Source organism: Levilinea saccharolytica (genome assembly GCF_001306035.1).
Classification (GTDB): domain Bacteria; phylum Chloroflexota; class Anaerolineae; order Anaerolineales; family Anaerolineaceae; genus Levilinea; species Levilinea saccharolytica.
Genome location: NZ_LGCM01000065.1, coordinates 123,944 through 144,487 on the forward strand (window position 1 = coordinate 123,944; position 20,544 = coordinate 144,487).

Genomic DNA, 20,544 nt, shown 5'->3' on the forward strand with positions numbered 1-20,544 from the left:
ACACCATGAAAATATTGGCGATTGAGAAAGAAGCCGAGGGCATCCCCGCGGAGCGCTTTCAGCCGCACCTGAAGGCCGAGGCTGCCCGCGCCTGGGAGCTTTATCAGGCCGGCACCATTCGCGAGCTGTATTTCCGTCAGGATGCCCACAGCGCGGTGCTGATTCTGGAATGTCGAGATGCTGAGGAGGCCGAGGCAGCCCTGGCGACCCTGCCGCTGGTGAAAGAGGGGCTGATCACCTTTGAAATCATCCCCCTGGCGGCTTACCCGGGGTTTTCCAGGCTGTTTGCCGCAGCCTGAGCGGTATAATTTAATCAATATCCCGAGCGAGGAGTTTTATCCATGATCGTTTTTCGCCGTAAGCCCATTTTGATTTTTCTGGGGATCACCTTTGGGCTCAGCTTTTTGCTGTATATCCCCATGATCGGCATGGGCCTGGGCACGCAGGGCGGCCTCACCGCTGTTCTGATGTGGTGCCCCGGCATCGCCGCCATCCTCACCAGCCGCATCTGCTATAAATCCCTGCGCGGCCTGGGCTGGCGCTGGGGACAGACCCGCTGGCAGCTCCTCAGCTACTTTTTGCCCTTTGTTTATGCGGGTGTCGTCTACGGCCTGGTGTGGGCTTTTGGGCTGGGCCAGGTGAACGCGGACACCCTTGCCAGCATGGGCTCGGTGCAGGGGTTGGTGACTCTGCTCCTTCTGGCCACCTTGGGCACGGGCATCACCGCCCTGGGGGAAGAGCTTGGCTGGCGCGGGTTTTTGGTGCCGGAGATGGCCAAGGACCTGGACTGGGTGCGCGTTTCACTCCTCTCCGGACTGATCTGGCTGCTTTGGCATACCCCGCTGATTTTATTCAGCGACTATCGTTCCAGCACGCCGGTGTGGTTTGGGTGGCTGTGCTTTGCCGTGATGGTGTTGGGCATCAGTTTCCCCTTTACCTGGCTGCGCCTGAAAAGCGGCAGCCTGTGGACGGCGGTGCTGCTGCACGGCGGGCACAACTTTATCATTCAGGCCGTGCTGGATCCCCTGACGCTCGACACCGGCAAGACGTTCTACTTCACCACCGAATTTGGCCTGGGCCTGGCCGCCGCGGGTATCCTGGTGGGGCTGATTTTCTGGAAAATGGGCGCCCCCACCGCGCGCGCCTGACTGAGTTTTTAGGGGGGCTCCCCAAGCGAATTTCCAATAAGTCGGCATATTTCAGCCAACTCCTCAGCCAGCCGGTGAATGAAACGATAAACCGCCTTCTGTGTGATTGGAGAGCCGATGAACACGAAGTTGATTGTGCGGTACGCCGTGCGGGAAACGATGGGGCTGGCCGTCATGGGCGCTGCCCTGTTTGTGTCCGCCGGACGAATAGACTGGTGGCCGGGCTGGGCTGCCCTGGCGGTGATAGCTGCCTGGACTGCGGCGACAGCCGTGGTTATTCTGCGCACCAACCCGACTCTCCTGGCCGAGCGTTTGGGGCCGCGCAAGGGGGCTAAGTCCTGGGATACGGTTCTCCTGAGCTTGGTGGGACTGCTGCAGTTGGCTCGCTACATTTCCGCTGGTCTGGACCAGCGTTACGGCTGGACGGGCGAATTCCCAACCGCGCTTCAGATCGCTGCTCTGGTGGTGTGCGCTCTGGGATATGCTCTGGTGGTGTGGGCCACGGCTTCAAACGCGTTTTTTTCGCAGGTTGTGCGCATTCAGGGGGAGCGCGGGCACACGGTGGTCAGCGGCGGCCCGTATCGCTACGTGCGCCACCCAGGCTACCTGGGGGCGATTATGTACGAACTGACCATCTCCCTCTTGCTGGCTTCCTGGTGGGCTTTCGCGGTCAGCGGCCTGAGCGCCGTACTGCTGATGGTGCGTACCGTGCTGGAAGACCGCACCCTTTTGGCGGAGCTGCCAGGCTACGCCGACTACGCCCGGCAGGTGCGCTTTCGCCTCTTCCCAGGGGTGTGGTGAGGCTGCCGGCTCCCGCCAAGGATGGAGGAAAGAATCATGCAGATTCCTGTGGATTGGCTGTTGGAAGGGGAGGACTGGATTGCATACCGCACCCGGCGCGATGTGCTGAACCAGCCGGAAAGCGACCCCGCGGTGCAGACGGCGCGGGTGGCCATGTTGGCCAGCCCGCTGGTGCAGAAGCTGCTGGCGGAGCTGGCAGGCTGGCCGGGCACGGTGCTGGCCAGTCACAAAAGCGCCAGCCAACCCTTTCACAAGCTCACTTTTTTGGCGGAACTGGGACTGAGGGCGGCTGACCCCGGCGTGAATGGGATTGTCGAGCGCATTTTGGAACAGGCTTCCCCCGAAGGCCCCTTCCGGCTGCCCATGAACATCGCCGAACATTACGGCGGAACGGGCCAGGATCAATGGGGTTGGGCGCTGTGCGATGCGCCGCTGATCGTCTCTGCTCTGCTCCGGCTCGGCTATGAACACGAACCAGCGGTGCAGAAAGCCCTCCAGTATCTGACCGGACTGGTGCGGGAGAACGGTTGGCCCTGTGTGGTTTCCAAAGAGCTGGGCAGCTTTCGCGGGCCGGGGCGAAAAGCCGACCCCTGCCCCTTCGCGACCCTGGCCATGCTCAAGGCACTGGCGGCGGCGGAGGACAGCCTGCGCGACGGCCCTGCCGCCCGCACGGGGGCGGAGACCCTGCTCAGCTTGTGGACGCAGAGCGAGACCCAGCACCCCTATATGTTTTTTATGGGCACCGATTTCCGCAAACTGAAAGTGCCTTTTGTCTGGTATGACCTGATGCATGTGCTGGACGTCCTCTCGCGCTTCCCGTGGCTGCGCGGCGACCCCCGCCTGCACGATATGCTGGACACCATGAGCGCCAAAGCCGACCCGCAGGGGCGCTTTACCCTGGAGTCTGTGTGGACGGCCTGGAAGGAGTGGGAGTTCGGTCAGAAGAAAGCGCCTTCCCGCTGGCTCACCCTGGCCGCCTGGAGGATCCGTCAGTGCATGGAAACCGCCCAGGCCTGACGGGCCGCCGCGAGATAGACAAAAAACGAGACGCCGCGCGGCGTCTCGTTTATGTTTCGGCAAAGTGGGACTCAATCAGCCGGTGATGCCCAGGTAGCTTTCCATCACACGCTTATCCTGCAGCAGATCGCTGCCGCGGCCTTCCATGCGGATGGTGCCCGTTTCCAGCACATAGGCGCGGTGGCACATTTCCAAGGCCAGCGAGGCGTTTTGTTCCACCACCAGAATGGTGAGGCCCAGCTCGCGGTTGAGCTTGACGATGGCGTCGAACATGGCGTCAATGACGATGGGGGCCAGACCCAGCGAAGGCTCATCCAGCAGCAACAGGCGCGGTTTCGACATCATGGCGCGGGCCACGGCCAGCATCTGCTGTTCCCCACCGGAGAGGGTGCCGCCGCGCTGGTGCAGGCGCTCCTTCAGGCGCGGGAAGAGCGCGTAGATTTCTTCCAGGGTTTCCTCCTGCTCCTTACGGTCTGAGCGGGTGTAGGCACCCAACATCAGGTTTTCGCGCACCGTCAGGGGGGCGAAGATGCGGCGGCCTTCGGGAACCAGGGTGATGCCGTCGCGCACCACGCGCGAGGCGTCCTTCTTCAGCGGCTGGCCGTTGAACAGCACCGCCCCGGAGGTGAAGGTTTTGACGGCGGCGATGGTGCGCATCAGGGTGGATTTGCCCGCGCCGTTGGCGCCGATGACGGCCACAATTTCGCCCGAGTCGACGTGCAGGTTGACGCTGTTCAGGGCGCAAATGCCCCCGTAATGCACCACCAGGTTCTGAACATCCAATAAAGGTGAGTTAGCGGACATTTCGGCGCTCCCCAAGGTAGGCTTTGATGACGTCGGGGTTGCTTTGAATTTCGGCGGGGCTGCCCACAGCCAGGATGCTGCCCAGGTTGAGGACGTAAATGCGCGACCCGGCGCAGAGATCCATGACGACGTTCATGTGGTGTTCGATCATGATGATGGCGTAGCCCATTTGGGTGTGGATTTGGCGGATGAGCTTGATCAGATCGTTGCATTCATCTTCGTTCATGCCCGCCGCGGGTTCATCCAGCAGCAGCAGCGAGGGGTTGGCGGCCATCGCCCGGGCCATTTCCAGGCGGCGCTGCAGGCCGTAGGGCAAATTGGCGGCTTTTTCGTGCACATAGTCCTTCAGACTGACCATTTCCAGCAGTTCAAAGGCGCGCTGGCGGGTCTCTTTTTCAATGCGGCTGGCGCGGGGCGTGCGCACGAAGGCTTCCAGGATGGAATAGCGCGGGGCGTTGTGCAGCGCCAGCTCCACATTCTCGTAGACGCTCATCTGCGGGAAGAGGCGGATATTTTGGAAGGTGCGGCTGATGCCCATGCGGCAGATGGCGTCGGGCATTTTGTTGCGGATGCTCTTACCCTGGAAGAGGATGTCGCCGGAGGTGGCCTGGATGGAATTGGTGATGAGGTTAAACACGGTGGTTTTACCCGCGCCGTTGGGTCCAATGAGGCCCACCAGTTCGCCGGGCTGAATATCCAGCGTCACCTGGTTGACGGCGCGCACGCCGCCGAAGTCTACGGTGAGATCGCGAAGGGAGAGGATGGCCGTGCTCATGCTGCACCTCCTTTGGCGGAGGCGTCTTTTTTGGCGGTGAGTTTGCTCCACCACCGGCGGGCAAAAGCGAAGTTCATTTCCACATACCCCAGCAGACCCTGGGGGCGGAAGAGCATGACCACCACGAAGAGCAAGCCGTAGACCACCAAACGCCATTCAGCAAAGAAGCGCAGCAGTTCGGGCACGGCGATGAGCACGAAGGCGGTGATGAAGGGGCCGATGAGGGACTGAATGCCGCCAAAGACCACCGCCGCCAGCAGGTCGGAGGAGCGGGTGATGGAGAAGAAGGAGGGCGAGAGGTAGGCCATGTAAAAGCCCAGCAACCCCCCGGCGACCCCGGCATAAAATGCGCTGATGAACAGGGCAATCAGCTTGGTGCGCAGCAGGTTGACGCCCATCATCTGGGCGGCCACTTCATCCTGGCTGACGGCGATGCAGTTTTTGCCGTACTGCGAGGTGACGAACATGTGGGCGAAGTACAGCGCCAACGCCACAGCGATGAGAATGACGGGCAGGGTGGTGAGGGTGGACATGCCCATATAGCCGAATGCGCCGCCCACCACCTCGTAGGTGTTGTTCAGCACCAGGCGGATAGCTTCTGAAAAGCCCAGGGTGGCGATGGCGAAGTAGTCCCCGCGCAGACGGCTGCGGAAGGCCGGGTAGCCGATGATGAAGCTGCACAGCCCGGCGAAGGTTCCGCCGATAAGCAGGGCGATGGCAAAGGGGACGTTGAATTCCATGACCATGATGGCGCACATGTACCCGCCCAGGGCCATGAATCCGGCGTGGCCGATGGAGAACAGGCCGGTGTATCCGGTGAGGATGGCTACTCCCAGCGCGGCGATGACGTTGATGCCGCCCAGGATGATGATCGCGTTAATGTATCCCATGGCTGCACCTTTCCTTAGAGTTTTTCATCACCCGATTTGCCCATTAACCCGTTGGGGAAGAAGAGCAGGATGATGACCAGGAATAAGAACGAGAATAAGTCGCGGTAGGTGGAGGAGATGTAGCCCGCCACCAGGGTTTCCAGCACGCCCAAAATCAGGCTGCCGACCACGGCCCCAGGCAGGCTGCCCAGCCCGCCGACGATGCTGGCGATCATGGCTTTGATGGTCACCAGGCCCATGTAGGGGAAGACCGCGTATTTGATGCCGTAAAAAACGCCCGCCACCGAAGACAGCGCGCCGGTGACCGCAAAGATGATGAAGGCCACGGCGTCGTTGTTGACCCCCATCAGCGAGGCGGTCATGATGTCAATGCTGCTGGCGCGCACCCCCAGGCCGGGTTTGGTGCGGTACAGGAACCACCACAGCAGGGCCAGGATGGCGAAGGAGATGGCCCCTGCCAGCAGGTCCATGCGCCCGATGGAGACGTTGCCGATGAAGAAGGGCTTGGCTGCATCCACAGGGAAGCGCCGGAAGGAGCCCCCGAAGATGAGGTTGAGCAGGTTGACGATCATCAGGTTGGCGCCCATAGCCGAGATCATCATGAACAAGCGCGGGGCTTTGCGCAGCCGCAGCGGCCGGTAGGCCAGGCGCTCTGACCCCACCGACAGCACAATGGTCAACACAATGGAAATGAGTGCAGCGGCCCAAAACGGCATAAAAAAGAGCGATATGGCGTAAAAGGCCATAAACGCGCCGAACGCCATGAAGGCGTCGAAGGCCCAGTTGGTGAAGTTGTACACGCTGTACACCAATGCGTAGCCGACTGCCAGTAAGGAATACACCGCACCGATTGAGATACCGCTGACGATTTGCTGAAAGAACAATTCCATGGGCTTATCCTTTTTTCCAGGGGGTGTTCGCGGTTGTTGGCCGCGAACACCCCGGGCTTCAACGTGGAGTCTGGCTCTGCCTTACTGACCTGGGATAAAGGTTTTCACAATTTCCCATTTGCTGTCTTTGATGGTCATGATCAGAATGGGCTTATTGTGGGGGTTGTGGGTGTCCGGCTCCATCGTCATTTTGCTGGTGAAGACCTGAACATCCTTCATGTTTTCCAACGCATCGCGCACGGCCACCGGGTCGGGACTGCCGACTTTTTGGACGGCCTGATCGAGCGCGTACTTGATGGCGTACATGGCGTCGAGGGTGTAGTAGGTGTAGATATTGGCTTTGACGTTGTGCTTCTTTTCAAAAGCAGCGTTGAAGGGGGCGAAGGCCGGGTCGTCGGTGGAGACGCCGTTGGTCAAATACGCGCCTTCCAATTCCTTACCCGCCATCGAGAGCAGGTCGTCCACAAACCAGCCGTCCGCGCCCATGACGGTGATGGTCAGACCGAGGGCGTTCATCTGCTGGCCGATCAGGCCTGCGTCGCGGTAGGTGTAGGCGGGAGCCACCAGCACATCCGCGCCGGAGTCTTTCACTTTGGCCAGCTGCGCGCGGAATTCGGTGTCGCCGGTCTGATAGCCTTCTTCGGCCACCACCTCACCGCCCAGTTCCACAAAATGCTCGGCGAAGTAGCGCTGGATGCCGACCGAGTAGGGCGAGGCCACATCCGTGAGGAAGGCCACTTTGCGTTTGCCGAGTTCGTTATAGGCGTAATCGGCCAGAGCAAAGCCTTGATAGGGATCAATGAAGCACACGCGGAACATGAAGGGATTCAATTCGCCCTTTTCGTCCACGGTGACGTTGACGTTGGAGGCGGTGGTGGCGATGATGGGAACCTTGTTGGTGTCGGCGATCTCAGCCATGGGGATGGCCGCGGCGGACCACGACGGGCCGATGACGGCGGTGACGCGGTCTTGCTCGATCAGCCGTTTGGTGACGGAGACCGCATCGGTGACCTCAGAGCGGGTGTCGTAGGCCACCAACTGCAATTTATAACCGCCCACGCCGCCCGCCGCATTGACCTCGTCAATGTAATCCTGCAGGGCGGGGACGGTGGCCTGGCCGATATAGGCTTCCACGCCAGTTTGTTCGGTTACGTAGCCGATTTTGATGGTTTTCTCCTGCTGGCAGCCGGTGAGCAAAAGACCGGCGGCGAGCACGAGCACCAGGGGGACTCGTAACCACGAAAAAATTGAGGACGGACGGTTCATGTGCTTTCTGCTCCTGATGAAATGAAGGGTAGGGGGGAAAGTGAACGACGCCTGAAGGGATCCTCAGGTACTGCAAATATGGGGCTGTTAAACGGTTGTGCAATGGATGATGGTTTCCGATATGGAACAGATAAACAAAAAACAACTCATCCGGCGGTACAGCCCAAAAAAAAGCCGGACAGCGTTGTCAAAACACCCCCTATGCAAAATATTCTATGCATTCAGAGGGGGTGTGTCAAGTCAGGAAAATCGGCAATGTTGACCGGAGCGGTTCAGGTTTCCTGGCCGTCTTGGGTTTGCAGCATGGCGCGCACTTTTTGCTGGGCACTGCGCCAGCGGCGCCCCACCCACAGGGCCACCCAGGCGGGCGGCAGCAAACCGCCCAGGGCGGCAAAGATCTGGTTGAGCACCCCAGGCACATACACCGAGCGCCCGCGCAGGGCCAGCTCCACCGCGCGGCGCACCACCCGGTCGGTATCCACAGTGGTGACGCGGCCCCAAAAGCCCTGTGCGGCGATTTTGCGGCGCGATTCGGCTGTGGTGGGCAGCCCCGCCGGACACACCGCCAGCACGTCGGCAAATTCACGGATTTCTTCGTGCAGGGCGCGCGAAAAATCCAGCAGGAAGCGCTTGGCGGCGGCGTAGGTGGCCTTGTAGGGCATGGGGAAAAAGCCCGCCAGGCTGGAGATGCTGATGAGCAAAAAGCGGCGGTCGGGGTCGCGCAGGCTGAGGATGCCGTGGGTGAGGTCCAGGTTAGCTTCGATGATCAGGCGCGAGAGGTACACGATTTGATCGCGGGATTTTTCTAAAAAGGCGCCTTCAAAGTCGCGCCCGGCGATGTGAATCAGGCCGCAAAAGCGCGCGCCAGCCGCGGCCTGCGCCTGCAGAAAGTCGGCGCGGGCGGCGACGTTGGTGACGTCCAGCGCCGTGAAGCGCGTTTCAACCCCGTAGATACGCTGAATCTCGGCGGCGAAGGCTTGTTCGTCGGGGCGCTGGTCCACCAGCCAGAGGGAATAGCCGCGGAGGGCCAGTTCGCGGGCCATGCGGGTGCCGATTCCGCCCAACGCGCCGGTGATCAGGATGTAAGAAGGCATAGGCAAGTTCGCTCCTGTGCGAAGGGAGGCTGCGGGGGTCATACCCTTCCAGTATACCGGAAACGCCGCGCGCGGGTGTCAAAAAAGCGCGCTTCCAGTACAATACACCAGAGGGGATTCACTTTTGAGAGGCAGCAGAAGGGAGCAGCGATGAACAGCGAGCAGCGCCTGGTGGGAAAAACGGTGGTGGTCAGCGGGGCGACTTCGGGGATTGGCTGGGAGAGCTTATTGGCGCTGGCAGGGCAGGGGGCGGCGGTGATTGGTATAGGGCGCAGCGCAGAGCGCTGCCAACAGGCCGAGGCGCGCCTGCGGGCGGCCTACCCTCAGGTGCGCGCGGCGTACTGCCTGGCGGATCTGTCTTCGCAGGCCCAGGTGCGGCGGGCCGCCGCCGAAATTCGCGGCCTGCTGGCGGGTGGGGATTTCCCGCCGCTGGCGGCGCTGGTGAACAACGCCGGCATCTATGCCGAACGGCGGGTGTGGACCGAGGATGGGGTGGAAAGCACCTTCGCGGTGAACCATCTGGCCGCTTTTCTGCTGACGGCGGAGCTGATGGACGCGCTGCGGGCTGCGCCGGGCGGCGGGCGGGTGGTGACGGTCAGCTCGGCCTCGCACTACCGCACCTGGATGAACCCCGAACGAGCAGCCCGCCCGCGCCTGTACTTGGGCTTGTGGGCCTATAAGGTCTCCAAGTTGGCCAATGTGCTCTTCACCTATGAACTGAACCGGCGCTTCCCACCCCAGGAAGTGCGCGCCTTTGCCGTGGACCCAGGGCTGATCCGCACGGATATCGGCGTCAAAGGCCCGCGGGGGATTTCCTCCTGGGTTTGGGCGCAGCGCGCCAAAAAGGGCCGCCCGCCGCAGGTTCCGGCGCAGACGGTGGTGTATTTATGCGCACAGGCGGCGCTGCAAACCAGCGCGGATTTCTATTGGCGCGACTTGCAGTCCAAGACCCCCAGCCGCACAGCCCAGCGCGCCGATCTGGCGGCGGAATTGTGGGCCGTATCGCGTGCCTTATGCGGCATGACGGGGGAATAAAAAACCGGCGAGCCTGGAAGCTGCCTTCCAAACCCGCCGGTGGGGTGTTTACATGAACAGCCTCAGTCGGCTGTGACCAACGTGCCGGACGATTCACCCAGAAGGGCGCGGCGCAGGGCGGTTTCATCCCACAGGTTGAGCACCAGGATGGGCAGTTTGTTTTCCATGCACAGTGAAATGGCGGTGCTGTCCATCACTTCCAGGCGGCGGTTGAGAGTTTCAATGTAGCTCAGGCGGTCGAAGCGCACGGCATCAGGGTTGCGGTGGGGGTCCGAGTCGTACACGCCGTCCACCTTGGTGGCCTTAATGAGCACATCCGCGTCAATTTCCATGGCGCGCAGGGCCGCGGCGGTGTCGGTGGAGAAGTAGGGGTTGCCCGTGCCGCCGCCGAAGATGACCACGCGGCCTTTTTCCAGATGGCGAATGGCGCGGCGGCGGATATACGGCTCGGCGACCGAGCGCATTTCGATGGCGGATTGCACGCGCGTGACCACGCCGATATTTTCCAGGGCGTCCATGAGGGCCAGTGCGTTCATCACGGTGGCGAGCATGCCCATGTAGTCGGCGGTGGCGCGGTCCATGCCCAGGCCGATGCCGGTGCGCCCGCGCCACAGGTTGCCCGCGCCAATGACGATGGCCACGTCCACACCCATCTGGCGCACTTCGCGCACGCGTTCGGCGATGTGTCCGGCGGCCTGGGGGTCAATGCCCGTGCCTTGATCACCTGCCAGGGCTTCGCCGCTCAGCTTGAGCAAAATCCGGCGGAATTGCAGTCCTTCCATGCAGCTACCTCCAGTCAAAAAAAAGGCCAACCGTGGGGTTGGCCTTGGGTGGATTATTCTTCCTGGGTTGTTTCACCCAGCGCCCACCGCACAACGCGGCGGACGATGACATTTTCGCCGATGGAGGCGACGTTCTGGTTGATGAGCTGCTGGATGCTGATGCTGTCGTCGCGGATGTAGGCCTGGCGCAGCAGGACGAATTCATCCTTGTACTTGTTGAGGGTGCCTTCCACGATGCGGGGGATGATGGCATCCGGCTTGCCTTCTTCGCGCGCCTTGGCGGTCGCGATTTTGGCTTCGTGTTCCAAAACATCGGCGGGGATGTCTTCCTCGCGGATGTAGAGGGGAGAGGTGGCAGCCACCTGCAGGGCTAGTTCGTGCGCCAGATTGCGGAAGGCCTCGGAGCGGGCCACGAAATCGGTTTCGCAGTTCAGTTCCACCATCACGCCCACACGGCCGCTGCCGTGGGAATAAATTTCCACCACGCCTTCGCTGGCCTGGCGTTCGGCGCGCTTGGCAGCCGTGGCGAGACCTTTCTCGCGCAGGTAATCCAAAGCAGCGGCCATATCGCCGTTAGCTTGTTCGAGGGCCTTGCGGCAGTCCAAAATGCCCGCACCGGTGGAGGCGCGCAGCTCTTTGATTTGTTCAGTAGTAATAGCCATTCTTTACATCCCTTCTGTTGATAACCGGTGGTTGGTTTCCGTTCCATAAAGCAAGGGGCTTGCGCCCCTTGCCAGGTTTCTTGTCCATGGAGCTGTGCGGATTAGGCCTCGGCCTCGGAGTCGGTTTCGTCCTTGGCGGCCAATTTGGCGATGGTGGATTCACCCAGCAGATCGCCTTCTTCCATTTCCGCATCCACAGTCAGCCGCGGGCGGGCGGGGGCGGGGCGGGGAGCGGCGGCAGCGCTTTCGGCGGCCAATTCCTTCTCCATGTCCTCATCCTTACGCATGCCTTTGCCTTCCAGGACGGCGTCAGCGATTTTGCCGACCACCAGCTTGATGGCGCGGATGGCGTCATCGTTGCAGGGGATCACATAATCCACACCGGAGGGATCGCAGTTGGTATCCACCATGGCGAGGATCGGGATGTTTTTCAGATTGGCTTCGTGCACTGCGGTGGATTCACGGCCCACATCCACAATGAAGAGCAGGTCGGGCACATTTTTCATCTTGCGCACACCGCTGAGGCGGGTTTCCAGGCGCTTGATTTCGCGGTCAATGATCAGGCCTTCTTTTTTGGTCAGGCGGGTGATTTCACCGGTTTCGTGCATGCGTTCCAGGCGGTCAAGCTCCTGGATGCGTTTGTTGATGGTGCTCCAGTTGGTGAGCATGCCGCCCAGCCACCGTTCGGTGACGTAGGGCATGCCGCAGCGGATGGCTTCGTCGCGGATGGTCTCTTGAGCCTGGCGCTTGGTGCCGACAAACATGACGGAGCCGCCGTTTTGCACGGTGTCGCGAACCAGGTTGTAGGCCGCCGTGAGGGCTTTGACGGTTTGCTGCAGGTCAATGATGTGGATGCCGTTGCGCTCGGTGAAGATATAGGGCTTCATCGAGGGGTTCCACTTGTTGGTGCGGTGACCGAAGTGGACGCCGCTTTCCAACAGGGCTTTCATCGAGATGATGGTAGCCATAGGGTTTGGGTATTCTCCTTTTGCGTTATTTTCCTCCGCCGCCCTCACTCCGGCCGCCACCCCCAGGGGGGCACGCAGCGGACGGTCAGGCAGGCGTGTGAGATGGATTAAGCGGGGGGATTATACCATAGGCAGGGGGAGTCGTCCAGCCGGGTTTTTCGGCGCGCGAGCGGGAGTATAATGGACGGCGGCTTGAATACCCTGGACAGCAATGAGGTGAACGATGAGCATTTCGAAACGGCTGGAAGAAGCGCGCAAGGCGTACGCTGCCGGAGACCGCAAAGCGGCGGCCCGCGCGCATGAGGTCAAACGGATTCAACAGGCGGATGAGCATCACGGCGGGGTGGGGTCGGCCTATTTGGGCAACCTGGTGTACGGCGGCCTGGATGGAATTATCACCACCTTTGCGGTGGTTTCGGGCGTGGTGGGGGCGGAGCTGAACGCCAGCATTATCTTGATCTTAGGGCTGGCCAATTTGCTGGGGGACGGCTTTTCGATGGCCACCGGTGCGTATCTGTCCTCTAAGAGCGAGAAGGAATTCTATGAGCGTGAACGCGCCCGCGAGGCCTGGGAGGTGGAAAATTTCCCCGACGGCGAACGCGCTGAGCTTTTGGAGCTGTATCTCAAGCAGGGCTACCCGCCGGAGGACGCCGCCCAGATGCTGGCGATTAAGACGCGCGATCCGCAGCGCTGGGTGGACGCCATGATGGTGGAAGAGCTGGGCTTGCTAAAGGAGACGCGCAACCCGCTGTGGGAAGCTTTGACCACCTTTGGGGCCTTTTGCCTGGCAGGGGCCATTCCCTTGCTGGCCTATCTGGCTGATTGGATCTTTGCTTTGGGCTTGCCGCAGGATACCACCTTCTTCACGGCTTTGGGGCTTTCGGCTCTGGCTTTGTTTGGGCTGGGGGCGGCCAAGGTATTGGTAACTGAGCGCAATTTTTGGCGCAGCGGGCTGGAGATGCTGGTGGTGGGCGGGCTGGCGGCGGGCGTGGCCTATGGGGTAGGGTTCTTGCTGAAGGGCCTGGGGGTGTAAGGCTGCCTGCCGAAACGGATTGGGAATCAACGAGGGGCGGCCCCAAAACCGCCCCTCGTGTTTGTGCATGCACTGGGGAAGATAATTACAGGGGCGCGGCCTGCGTTTCAGACGGCGAGGCTGGCGCGGGCGGCGTCTCGGCGGGGTAGCGCGGCTGCACCCAGCGCACCACCGCCCACCAACCCAGCCCGCCCCAGATGGCGATAGCGGCTTCTACCATCCACAGCGAGCCAACATCCGTTATCCCCGCCACCTGCACCCAGGCAGCCAGGGCGTCAATGAGGGATTTATAGATGAAAGCCGCCCACATGCGGCTGGGACGCGATTGGGCCACGCCCAGGAAGAGCATGGTGTTGCAAAAAATGTGAATCCACACCGTGAAGAAGCGTTCCCACGAGGGCATCAGGCTGTACATCCAGTTGTTGGCCTGGGCCACGGTCTCCAGCGTGGAGAGGGGCAGGATATTCGGCAGGAGCAGGGCTGTGGCCGTGCCCACCAGCGAATTTGCGCCCAGCAGAAAGGCCTCCAGCGCGCCAAAGCCGATGCCAAAGGCCAAAGCCGCCCGCCAGGGGGCCTTGCCCAGGCGCGTGTAGCGCAGCACCAGCCAGGTGAGGGCCACTTCGAAAACGCCGGTGAGCAGCCCGACATACAGATAGAAGACGGGAAAGCCCAGCGCCGCGGGCAGGTTTTCTGTCAGGAATTTGTAGATGGGGGTGTTGAAGGGGATAGCCCAGGCAAACTTGAGCGCCACCGTCACCACCCAGGCCAGCCCGCCGAAGAGGAAGTAGCGGAAGGGCAGGCGGCGCACCAGGCTGTAGGCCAAAAACGCCAGGGCCACCAGGATCATGCTGATGCCGGGGACGAGGATCACCGGGGTCAGACTGGGCCGCACCATTTCTTCAGGCCGCCACACGATGGAATAGGAGGCCTGGGTGTTGGCCTCCCAGGCGTATCCCAACTGGTACTCCCCAGGGGTTTCGGGGCGCAGGGTGGTGGTATAGGCGAAGGGGCCGGGCACGGCGGGGGCTGCCTGCTCCCACAGGATCTGGCCGCTGGGGTCTCTGAGGACGGCGCGCACCGAGCCGCTGGTGACTGACCCGCTGAAATCAATGCCGACAGGGTCGCCCGCGGCGGCCACCGTGACGACAAAAATATCGGATGCGCCGGGTTGGGTTTCGTTGATTGGCCCGTTGACCCACCCGCCCGGCTGAAAAGGCTCGGCAGCCGGGGCGCAGGCGGCCAAAAACAGCAAACTCAGCAGCGCCAAAATGCGCTTGAGGTTCTTCATGGGATGGCTCCGTCAAGTTGGATAGTTTGGCTGTACGGAGCTAATTGTACCGCTTTTCAGGGATTCAGCGTGCGGGGCGGGGCGATGATCACGCAGTCGTTTTGGGCTTTGGCCTGGTACACCGCCCGATCCACTGCCTCGAGCAGCTCTTCAATGGTCAGGCCGTGTTCCTGAGAGCAGGCCACGCCGATGGACGCAGAAATGAAGTGGGTGGGCGCGGATTCGCTTTGGATCGGCAGAGAGCGAATTTGAACGCGCAGGGTTTCGGCCAATTCCACGGCCTGGTTCAGGTCGGTGTGGGGCAGGACGACGAGAAATTCATCTCCGCCGTAGCGGCAGGGCACATCTTCTGCCCGCACCACCTGGCGCAGACGGCGGCCAAACTGGCGCAGGAACTGGTTGACGCGCGGGTGGCCGAACTGGGTGTTGAGGTCTTTAAAATGATCCAGGTCCAGCATGATGATGCTGACCGGGGCGCTGGTGGTGCGGGCCAGATACAGCTCGCGCTCCAGGCTGCCCTCCATGTAGCTGTAGTTATACAGGCCGGTCAGGTCGTCGTGTACGGCCTGCCGCTGCAATTTTTCCCGCAGGATCAAATTGGAAAGGGCCAGTCCGATCTGTTCGCTGGCGTGGACGGCTAACTGCTGTTGGGCAGGGGTCAGGCCGGGCTGTTCGGCGGGGGTTTGCAGGTGGAGCAGGCCGACAATTTGCCCCTGGGCCAAAATCGGCACGCACAGGTAGCTGGAAGGCAGCGGCATGCCCACATGCTGGCAAACCGGGCCGGTTTCGGGGTCGGTGGAGATGAAGGAGCGCCCGCGCCGCACAGCCCAGCAGTCGTTACGTTGGAAGGTCTCCCCAATGAGGGCCGGGTGGTTCCAGGTGCGGCGCACGCGCAGTTGAGCGTGGGTTTCGTCCAGGTCCAGAAAGGCACCAGCCATATCCGGGAACAGGCGCACGCAAAATTGTTCAATGATCCCCAGGGCCTCATCGAAGTCGGTGCTGATTTGCAGCAGATTGATCATTTCAGCCATGGCGGCGGTTTCGCGGTTGCGGTTCTCCAGCTCAGTCACGCGCTGCGCCAATTGGGTCTGGGCGTCTTTGAGCGCAATTTCGGACGCTTTGCGTTCGGTGATATTGCGGATGATGGCGAGAACACGGTGTTCATCAAAGGGGATCACGCGCGATTCAAAGTATTTGGTTTGCCCTTGAATTTCTAGCGGATATTCCCAGATCTGCATTTGGTTTTTTGCCAGGGTTTTCTTGATCCAGTCCAGGGACTTTGCGGCTTGATCGGGCGGCAAAACTTCATCGAGAGATTTGCCGATGACATGTTCAATGGGCACGAATAGATCCTCTGGATTTTGAGCATAAGCTTCCAGAAAAACGCCTTGATTGGAATAAACAAACATCAAATCGGGGATGGCCTGAAGCAAGGTTTGAATCCGGATCTGGCGCTCCTGGGCAGAGGCTTCGGCCTGTACGCGCTGGGTGATGTCCACCGTGGAGACGATGACGCGCGAGAGGTCTTTTTCATAGCCGGGCAGGACCACAAAGCGCAAGTCCACATGCATGGTGGCGTGATTGAGGGTGTGGTTGACGACCTCTTTTTGAAAGTTCATTTGGCCCGAAAGGACGGCTTCCAGTTCTTGGGGCGTGATGAGCTGGTTTTCGACCGGTGCGATGAGCGAAAAACGGGCGATCAATTCGCCTTTGGAGCGGGCGCCATACAACTGCAGGGCGGCGCGGTTGGCGTCCACCAGGCGGATGCTGCGGAAGTAGGCCGCTTTGACATCCGGGTGGGTTTGCAGGTGCTGGTGCAGGTCCTGAACCCCGGCGCGGCGCAGATCCAGAAGGACCTGACGGGCGCGGGAAAAATCTTGTTCGGTGATGGCCAGGGGGGTGAATTCAAACAGGTCGTGAAAGCGGCTTTGAATTTCACTCAGCTCGTCCGTCATCTGGCGGTGTTCCAGGGCGGCCCCCAACACATCCGCGGTTTGGCGCAGGGCTTCCAGCTCGCCGCTGGACCAGGCGCGCGGCTGAGTGCAGTCATCCAGCCCCAGGAAACCCCAGGTGGAGCCGAGGGTGTAGATGGGAAGGAAGGCGGTGGATTGGGTCTGTTTGCGCGCCAGGAAGGGCTTTTCGCCTTTGGGAAAGTCGTCCAGCGTCCCGGCCACAGGCTTATCGGCGCGCAGCAGCTGTTCCCAGCGGCGCAGGCCGACTTCGCGGAAGGACCATTGGATGTGGGGGGTGGCGTCGCGTAGGAGGGGCAGCCCCGCCGCCGCCCATTCGGAACGCAGCCGCACCAGCCATTCATTTTTAACGGCCGGCAGGTTTTCGTAGAGGTACACGCGGCTGACCCCGGCCTGAAGGGCCAGGGTTTCCAGGCTGCGCCGCAGGGCCGATTCCCAATCGGGCTGGCGCAGGAAGAAGGCAGAAATCAGCGCGGCGGCCTGCAAAATGCGCTCGCGATTGAACACGGCGGTTTGGTCTTGTTTCTCCGCGGTGATGTCGCGCAGCAGCACCAGTTCAGCCGGAGCCGATTGGTAGGTGATGGTGTGGGTGGTGATTTCGGCGGGGAATTCGGAACCGTCAAAGCGCACCAGGCGCTCTTCGGTGGGCGGGGTGGGCTTGCCGCGCAGCGCGCGCTGCAGGCGGGTGAGCACAGTGATTTGCTCCTGGGAATGCAGCAGCGCCAGGATGTCTTTGCCAACCAGGGTTTCCAGTCGGCTGGCGCGGAACATTTGCAGGGCAGCAGGATTGGCAAAAAGGATCTTCCCTTTTTGATGCACCACCATGGCATCGGGAAGATGATCTAACAATAAACGAAAAAGGTCGGCTGACTCAGCGCTCACTTGAGGGTCCAATGATCATGGATAGGGGTAATACTTTATCATTTTTATAGTATAACGAGTAATTCGCATTCCGGAACCCCCCTGCGCTTACAAGTGGTTTTCAGTTTAAAGAGGGCCTGCTCAATCTCTTTGAGCAGGCCCGGCATGGATAGATCGGTAGGTTTAGAGGCGGTTGACGAATTTCTCGATGCGGCGCAGGGCCTCTTCGATTTTTTCGTAGGCGGTGGCATAGGAGCAGCGGGCAAAGCCCTCGCCGCCCGCGCCAAAGGACGAGCCGGGCACGATGGCCACATGTTCTTCGTTGAGCAGACGGTTGCAGAAGGTTTCGTCATCCAAACCGGTGACGGAGACCTTGGGGAAGGCGTAGAAAGCCCCGCGCGGCTCAAAGGTGGGCAGGCCGATGCGGTTGAGGCCGCTGACGATCAATTTGCGGCGGCGGTCGTACTCTTCGCGCATTTCGATCACGTCTTCATCGCAGTTCTTCAGCGCGTCAATGGCGGCCACCTGGGCGGTGGTGGGGGCGGACATGATGGTGTACTGGTGGATGCGCACCAGGCCCTGGATGATGGAAGCCGGGCCGGCTGCGAAGCCGATGCGCCAGCCGGTCATGGCGTAGTCTTTGGAGAAGCCGCCCAAGAGCAGGGTGCGCGGGCGGGCGCCGGGCAGAGCCGGGAAGCACACATGCGGGATGCCGTACACGAGCTGATCGTAGATTTCATCCGACATGACGATCAGGTCGTGCTCTTCGGCCAGTTTCAGCAGGGCGGTGAGGGTTTCGCGCGAGGCCACCGCGCCGGTGGGGTTGTTGGGGTAGCCGATGAGGATGGCTTTGGTGCGGGGGGTGATGGCCTTGCGCACGGCTTCGATGTTCAGGTCGAAGTTGTCTTCCATGCGGCAGGGCACTTCCACGGGGACGCCGCCCGCCAGGGTGGCTTCGGCCTGATAGGAGACAAAGCACGGGGTGGGGATGATGACCTCATCGCCGGGGTCCAGCAGGGCGGTATTGGCCAGGTACAGGGCTTCGGAGCCGCCGACGGTGATGATGATTTCGGTGGCGGGGTCAAATTCCACACCGTACAGCTTTTTCAGGTGGGTGGCCAGTTCCTGGCGCAGTTCCAAAATGCCGGCGTTGGAGGTGTAGTGGGTTTGACCTTTGCGCAAAGAAGCTACGCCCGCTTCGACAATCGTCTTGGGGGTGTCAAAATCGGGTTCGCCAATGCCCAGCGAAATAACGTCTTTCATGGTGGCGGCGATGTCGAAGAACTTGCGGATTCCGGAGGGTTTCAGCCCAGCCACGCGGCTGGAAATGTAAGACTCACGCATTTTTGCTCCTTGTGCAGTGATTTCCTGGCTCATAGACTTTGGATTCTCCTTACGAACTTAAAGCGGATGGATTCGCCATTCGTCATACAGTTCGCCGTAGAACAGTTCAAACCGGCGGGGGGCGCTTTCGCCGGCGGGCGGGGCGGTGCGCACGCGGAAGCATTTGCCGCCGGGGATGCGCCATTGGGCCTCAATTTCTTCAATTTCCAGGCGTTCATCCTGCCAGACCAGCGCCAGCGGCCGTTCGGCATATTCATACCCGGAGTGACATTCAACCCGTTCGCTCATACGCCCTGATGTGCCTTTTAGCGGGTGGAGGAGTTGTCGCCCAGGTTCAGGCGGATGGCCTGGCCTTCGAGCTGAACGTTGTGGCCCACCAGCGATTCCTGCAGGATCATTTGCTTGATGTGCGAGCCTTCGCCGATGATGGAATTGCGCACCACCGAGTCGCTGATGTGGCAGTCGCAGTCCACCGAGGCGTAGGGGCCGATGACCGAGCTTTCGATGGTGGCGCTGGGGTGGATGAAGACCGGCGGGATGATGGCCACGCCGGGGCGGGCGGCTTCGGTGAGGGGTGTGTTGTGGCCGTGTTCCATCAGGTAGCGGTTGGTTTCCAGCAGGGCGTCCACCGTGCCGGCGTCCAGCCAGGTGTCAATGGCATAGGGACGCAGGCGTGCGCCGCGTTCCAGCAGGATGTTCAGCGCGTCAGTCAGGAAATATTCGTTCTTGAGGGTGATGCCGCGCTGCATTTGGGCTTCAATGGCGCTGATGAGGGCCTGGCTGTCGCGGAAGTAGTAAAAGCCCACCAACACCAGATTGTTGTGCATGTCTTTGGGCTTCTCTTCCATGTGGGTGATCCAGCCTTGCTCATTCACCAGGGCCACGCCAAAGCGGCGCGGGTCGGGCACGGGCTTCACCAGGGCCACGCCGTCGGCGGTTTCGCTGCCCACAAAGCTCAGGTCGGCTTCCACCAGGGTGTCGGAGAAGGCCATGAGCATGGGGCCTTGCAGGTGTTCGCGGGCCAGATAGATGGCGTCCGACTGGCCGCGCATTTCGGCCTGCAGGACGTAGTGAACTTTTTTGTCGGGGTGGCGCTCATCCATATAGGCGCGGATTTGGTCCCCTTGCTGCCCAACGATGAAGATATATTCGACGTTTTGAGGGTCGGGCAGGGTGTTGAACTGTTCCAGAACGTAATCCAGGACGGTCTTACCGGCCAGGGCAATCAGGGGTTTGGGTTTGTTCCAGGTGTGGGGGCGCATGCGCGTGCCCAGCCCAGCCATCGGGATTGCGATTTTTAAGGTCTGGCTCATGACTTTTCCTTTACCTGAAAGGGGATGGGTCAAGCACGGATACGCGTATTGTAACATTTTATGCCGGGGGGAATCACCTCACAAACGTCACCCCATGAGCTTCCTTAATTCCCGATTTTCTTCCAGCGCGGCGGGGGATGTATAATTTGTTCAGGGTTGTTCGCTTGCTTCGAGAAAGAGGGGCTCTCGAACGGTTTGAACCGCGGAGGCGCCAAGCAGAGCCGGGGAAACGGCCCGTTTTATCGAACGCACCGGAAGGCCAGAGGTTTGTTGATTCGTTTTCTTGGCGTTCTTCGCGCCTTGGCGGTAAAAAACGTGTTTTTGAACCGCGGAGGCGCCAAGGGCGCAAAACAGAGCCGGGGAAACGGCCCGTTTTATCGAACGCGCCGGAACGACAGGGGCTCTTTGTTTCGCTTTCTTGGCGTTCTTCGTGCCTTGGCGGTAAAAATGTGTCTATGAACCGCGGAGGCGCCAAGGGCGCAAAACAGAGGGTGCGTTCTCAACGCACCGGTTGTGTTGGGCCTTTTGGTGCGTTCGCTGAGGCTGAGCGTACCACACCCAGCTGGCGCCGTATGGATAAAACGTGGGTTTTTTGCGAGAGGA

20 protein-coding genes are annotated in these 20,544 nt (G+C 60.9%); 6 read left to right on the forward strand and 14 right to left on the reverse strand.

The window, feature by feature from the left end; all coding sequences use genetic code 11:
• Nucleotides 1-5 precede the first annotated feature (5 nt).
• The 4 genes from ADN01_RS17785 (at nucleotide 6) to ADN01_RS17800 (ending at nucleotide 2,966) form a co-directional block, all read left to right on the forward strand.
• Nucleotides 6-299, forward strand: coding sequence for a muconolactone Delta-isomerase family protein (locus tag ADN01_RS17785; protein ID WP_062417071.1), 294 nt, complete (start codon nucleotides 6-8; stop codon nucleotides 297-299).
• 42 nt (nucleotides 300-341) lie between these two features.
• Nucleotides 342-1,148 carry a type II CAAX endopeptidase family protein gene (locus ADN01_RS17790; RefSeq protein WP_062417072.1) on the forward strand — a complete coding sequence of 269 codons (807 nt, stop codon included), beginning with the start codon at nucleotides 342-344 and terminating at the stop codon, nucleotides 1,146-1,148.
• A gap of 117 nt (nucleotides 1,149-1,265) precedes the next feature.
• Nucleotides 1,266-1,949 (forward strand): methyltransferase family protein, encoded by a 684-nt coding sequence (locus ADN01_RS17795; protein WP_062417073.1) that lies wholly within the window; start codon nucleotides 1,266-1,268, stop codon nucleotides 1,947-1,949.
• 36 nt (nucleotides 1,950-1,985) lie between these two features.
• Nucleotides 1,986-2,966: a hypothetical protein gene (locus ADN01_RS17800; RefSeq protein ID WP_062417074.1), complete on the forward strand. Its 981-nt coding sequence runs from the start codon at nucleotides 1,986-1,988 to the stop codon at nucleotides 2,964-2,966.
• A 75-nt stretch (nucleotides 2,967-3,041) separates the two neighbouring features.
• On the opposite strand, the gene ADN01_RS17805 is transcribed toward ADN01_RS17800, so the two are convergent.
• The 6 genes from ADN01_RS17805 to ADN01_RS17830 all read right to left on the reverse strand — a co-directional run bounded on the left by ADN01_RS17805 (nucleotide 3,042) and on the right by ADN01_RS17830 (nucleotide 8,685).
• A complete protein-coding gene (locus ADN01_RS17805; protein ID WP_062417075.1) occupies nucleotides 3,042-3,770 on the reverse strand; it encodes an ABC transporter ATP-binding protein in 729 nt (242 codons plus the stop codon).
• On the reverse strand, nucleotides 3,760-4,545 hold the full coding sequence (locus ADN01_RS17810) for an ABC transporter ATP-binding protein (RefSeq protein ID WP_062417076.1): 786 nt from the start codon (nucleotides 4,543-4,545) through the stop codon (nucleotides 3,760-3,762). Before ADN01_RS17810 ends, ADN01_RS17805 begins: the two co-directional genes overlap by 11 nt.
• Nucleotides 4,542-5,435 (reverse strand): branched-chain amino acid ABC transporter permease, encoded by an 894-nt coding sequence (locus ADN01_RS17815; protein WP_062417077.1) that lies wholly within the window; start codon nucleotides 5,433-5,435, stop codon nucleotides 4,542-4,544. Before ADN01_RS17815 ends, ADN01_RS17810 begins: the two co-directional genes overlap by 4 nt.
• A 14-nt stretch (nucleotides 5,436-5,449) precedes the next feature.
• Nucleotides 5,450-6,325, reverse strand: coding sequence for a branched-chain amino acid ABC transporter permease (locus tag ADN01_RS17820; RefSeq protein ID WP_062417078.1), 876 nt, complete (start codon nucleotides 6,323-6,325; stop codon nucleotides 5,450-5,452).
• A gap of 81 nt (nucleotides 6,326-6,406) precedes the next feature.
• A complete protein-coding gene (locus ADN01_RS17825) occupies nucleotides 6,407-7,591 on the reverse strand; it encodes an ABC transporter substrate-binding protein (protein ID WP_062417079.1) in 1,185 nt (394 codons plus the stop codon).
• 272 nt (nucleotides 7,592-7,863) lie between these two features.
• The gene (locus ADN01_RS17830; RefSeq protein ID WP_062417080.1) at nucleotides 7,864-8,685 is read right to left on the reverse strand and encodes an SDR family NAD(P)-dependent oxidoreductase; all 822 of its coding nucleotides are present in this window, start codon (nucleotides 8,683-8,685) and stop codon (nucleotides 7,864-7,866) included.
• A gap of 150 nt (nucleotides 8,686-8,835) precedes the next feature.
• Here ADN01_RS17830 and ADN01_RS17835 point away from each other — a divergent pair, with 150 nt between their 5' ends.
• Nucleotides 8,836-9,720: an SDR family NAD(P)-dependent oxidoreductase gene (locus ADN01_RS17835; RefSeq protein WP_062417081.1), complete on the forward strand. Its 885-nt coding sequence runs from the start codon at nucleotides 8,836-8,838 to the stop codon at nucleotides 9,718-9,720.
• Nucleotides 9,721-9,782: 62 nt separating this feature from the next.
• Here ADN01_RS17835 and pyrH read toward each other — a convergent pair whose 3' ends face one another.
• The 3 genes from pyrH to rpsB all read right to left on the reverse strand — a co-directional run bounded on the left by pyrH (nucleotide 9,783) and on the right by rpsB (nucleotide 12,132).
• On the reverse strand, nucleotides 9,783-10,502 hold the full coding sequence (pyrH, locus tag ADN01_RS17840; RefSeq protein WP_062417082.1) for a UMP kinase: 720 nt from the start codon (nucleotides 10,500-10,502) through the stop codon (nucleotides 9,783-9,785).
• Between the two features lie 53 nt (nucleotides 10,503-10,555).
• Nucleotides 10,556-11,164 carry a translation elongation factor Ts gene (gene tsf / locus ADN01_RS17845; protein ID WP_062417083.1) on the reverse strand — a complete coding sequence of 203 codons (609 nt, stop codon included), beginning with the start codon at nucleotides 11,162-11,164 and terminating at the stop codon, nucleotides 10,556-10,558.
• A gap of 101 nt (nucleotides 11,165-11,265) precedes the next feature.
• Nucleotides 11,266-12,132 (reverse strand): 30S ribosomal protein S2, encoded by an 867-nt coding sequence (gene rpsB, locus ADN01_RS17850; RefSeq protein ID WP_062417084.1) that lies wholly within the window; start codon nucleotides 12,130-12,132, stop codon nucleotides 11,266-11,268.
• Between the two features lie 223 nt (nucleotides 12,133-12,355).
• Between rpsB and ADN01_RS17855 the strand changes: the two genes are divergently transcribed.
• Complete coding sequence (locus ADN01_RS17855; protein ID WP_062417085.1) at nucleotides 12,356-13,165, forward strand: VIT1/CCC1 transporter family protein; 810 nt, start codon at nucleotides 12,356-12,358, stop codon at nucleotides 13,163-13,165.
• Nucleotides 13,166-13,250: 85 nt separating this feature from the next.
• Here ADN01_RS17855 and ADN01_RS17860 read toward each other — a convergent pair whose 3' ends face one another.
• From ADN01_RS17860 to ADN01_RS17880, 5 genes are all read right to left on the reverse strand, one after another.
• Entirely contained in the window at nucleotides 13,251-14,453 is a 1,203-nt protein-coding gene (locus ADN01_RS17860; protein ID WP_062417086.1) for a YhfC family glutamic-type intramembrane protease, read from the reverse strand.
• A gap of 56 nt (nucleotides 14,454-14,509) precedes the next feature.
• On the reverse strand, nucleotides 14,510-17,305 hold the full coding sequence (locus ADN01_RS17865; RefSeq protein WP_160318464.1) for a diguanylate cyclase: 2,796 nt from the start codon (nucleotides 17,303-17,305) through the stop codon (nucleotides 14,510-14,512).
• Nucleotides 17,306-17,467: 162 nt separating this feature from the next.
• A complete protein-coding gene (locus ADN01_RS17870; RefSeq protein ID WP_062417093.1) occupies nucleotides 17,468-18,628 on the reverse strand; it encodes a pyridoxal phosphate-dependent aminotransferase in 1,161 nt (386 codons plus the stop codon).
• 57 nt (nucleotides 18,629-18,685) lie between these two features.
• Entirely contained in the window at nucleotides 18,686-18,916 is a 231-nt protein-coding gene (locus ADN01_RS17875) for a hypothetical protein (RefSeq protein WP_062417088.1), read from the reverse strand.
• 17 nt (nucleotides 18,917-18,933) lie between these two features.
• Nucleotides 18,934-19,941: a sugar phosphate nucleotidyltransferase gene (locus ADN01_RS17880; protein WP_062417089.1), complete on the reverse strand. Its 1,008-nt coding sequence runs from the start codon at nucleotides 19,939-19,941 to the stop codon at nucleotides 18,934-18,936.
• Nucleotides 19,942-20,544 lie beyond the last annotated feature (603 nt).

Bases quoted from the DNA above. Each gene is read 5' to 3' on its own strand.
- pyrH (WP_062417082.1), bottom strand. From the start codon at position 10,502: ATGGAAGGACTGCAATTCCGCCGGATTTTGCTCAAGCTGAGCGGCGAA.
- ADN01_RS17785 (WP_062417071.1), top strand. From the start codon at position 6: ATGAAAATATTGGCGATTGAGAAAGAAGCCGAGGGCATCCCCGCGGAG.
- ADN01_RS17860 (WP_062417086.1), bottom strand. From the start codon at position 14,453: ATGAAGAACCTCAAGCGCATTTTGGCGCTGCTGAGTTTGCTGTTTTTG.
- ADN01_RS17870 (WP_062417093.1), bottom strand. From the start codon at position 18,628: ATGCGTGAGTCTTACATTTCCAGCCGCGTGGCTGGGCTGAAACCCTCC.
- tsf (WP_062417083.1), bottom strand. From the start codon at position 11,164: ATGGCTATTACTACTGAACAAATCAAAGAGCTGCGCGCCTCCACCGGT.
- rpsB (WP_062417084.1), bottom strand. From the start codon at position 12,132: ATGGCTACCATCATCTCGATGAAAGCCCTGTTGGAAAGCGGCGTCCAC.
- ADN01_RS17790 (WP_062417072.1), top strand. From the start codon at position 342: ATGATCGTTTTTCGCCGTAAGCCCATTTTGATTTTTCTGGGGATCACC.
- ADN01_RS17875 (WP_062417088.1), bottom strand. From the start codon at position 18,916: ATGAGCGAACGGGTTGAATGTCACTCCGGGTATGAATATGCCGAACGG.
- ADN01_RS17825 (WP_062417079.1), bottom strand. From the start codon at position 7,591: ATGAACCGTCCGTCCTCAATTTTTTCGTGGTTACGAGTCCCCCTGGTG.
- ADN01_RS17815 (WP_062417077.1), bottom strand. From the start codon at position 5,435: ATGGGATACATTAACGCGATCATCATCCTGGGCGGCATCAACGTCATC.
- ADN01_RS17830 (WP_062417080.1), bottom strand. From the start codon at position 8,685: ATGCCTTCTTACATCCTGATCACCGGCGCGTTGGGCGGAATCGGCACC.
- ADN01_RS17880 (WP_062417089.1), bottom strand. From the start codon at position 19,941: ATGAGCCAGACCTTAAAAATCGCAATCCCGATGGCTGGGCTGGGCACG.
- ADN01_RS17805 (WP_062417075.1), bottom strand. From the start codon at position 3,770: ATGTCCGCTAACTCACCTTTATTGGATGTTCAGAACCTGGTGGTGCAT.
- ADN01_RS17800 (WP_062417074.1), top strand. From the start codon at position 1,986: ATGCAGATTCCTGTGGATTGGCTGTTGGAAGGGGAGGACTGGATTGCA.
- ADN01_RS17855 (WP_062417085.1), top strand. From the start codon at position 12,356: ATGAGCATTTCGAAACGGCTGGAAGAAGCGCGCAAGGCGTACGCTGCC.
- ADN01_RS17835 (WP_062417081.1), top strand. From the start codon at position 8,836: ATGAACAGCGAGCAGCGCCTGGTGGGAAAAACGGTGGTGGTCAGCGGG.
- ADN01_RS17820 (WP_062417078.1), bottom strand. From the start codon at position 6,325: ATGGAATTGTTCTTTCAGCAAATCGTCAGCGGTATCTCAATCGGTGCG.
- ADN01_RS17795 (WP_062417073.1), top strand. From the start codon at position 1,266: ATGAACACGAAGTTGATTGTGCGGTACGCCGTGCGGGAAACGATGGGG.
- ADN01_RS17810 (WP_062417076.1), bottom strand. From the start codon at position 4,545: ATGAGCACGGCCATCCTCTCCCTTCGCGATCTCACCGTAGACTTCGGC.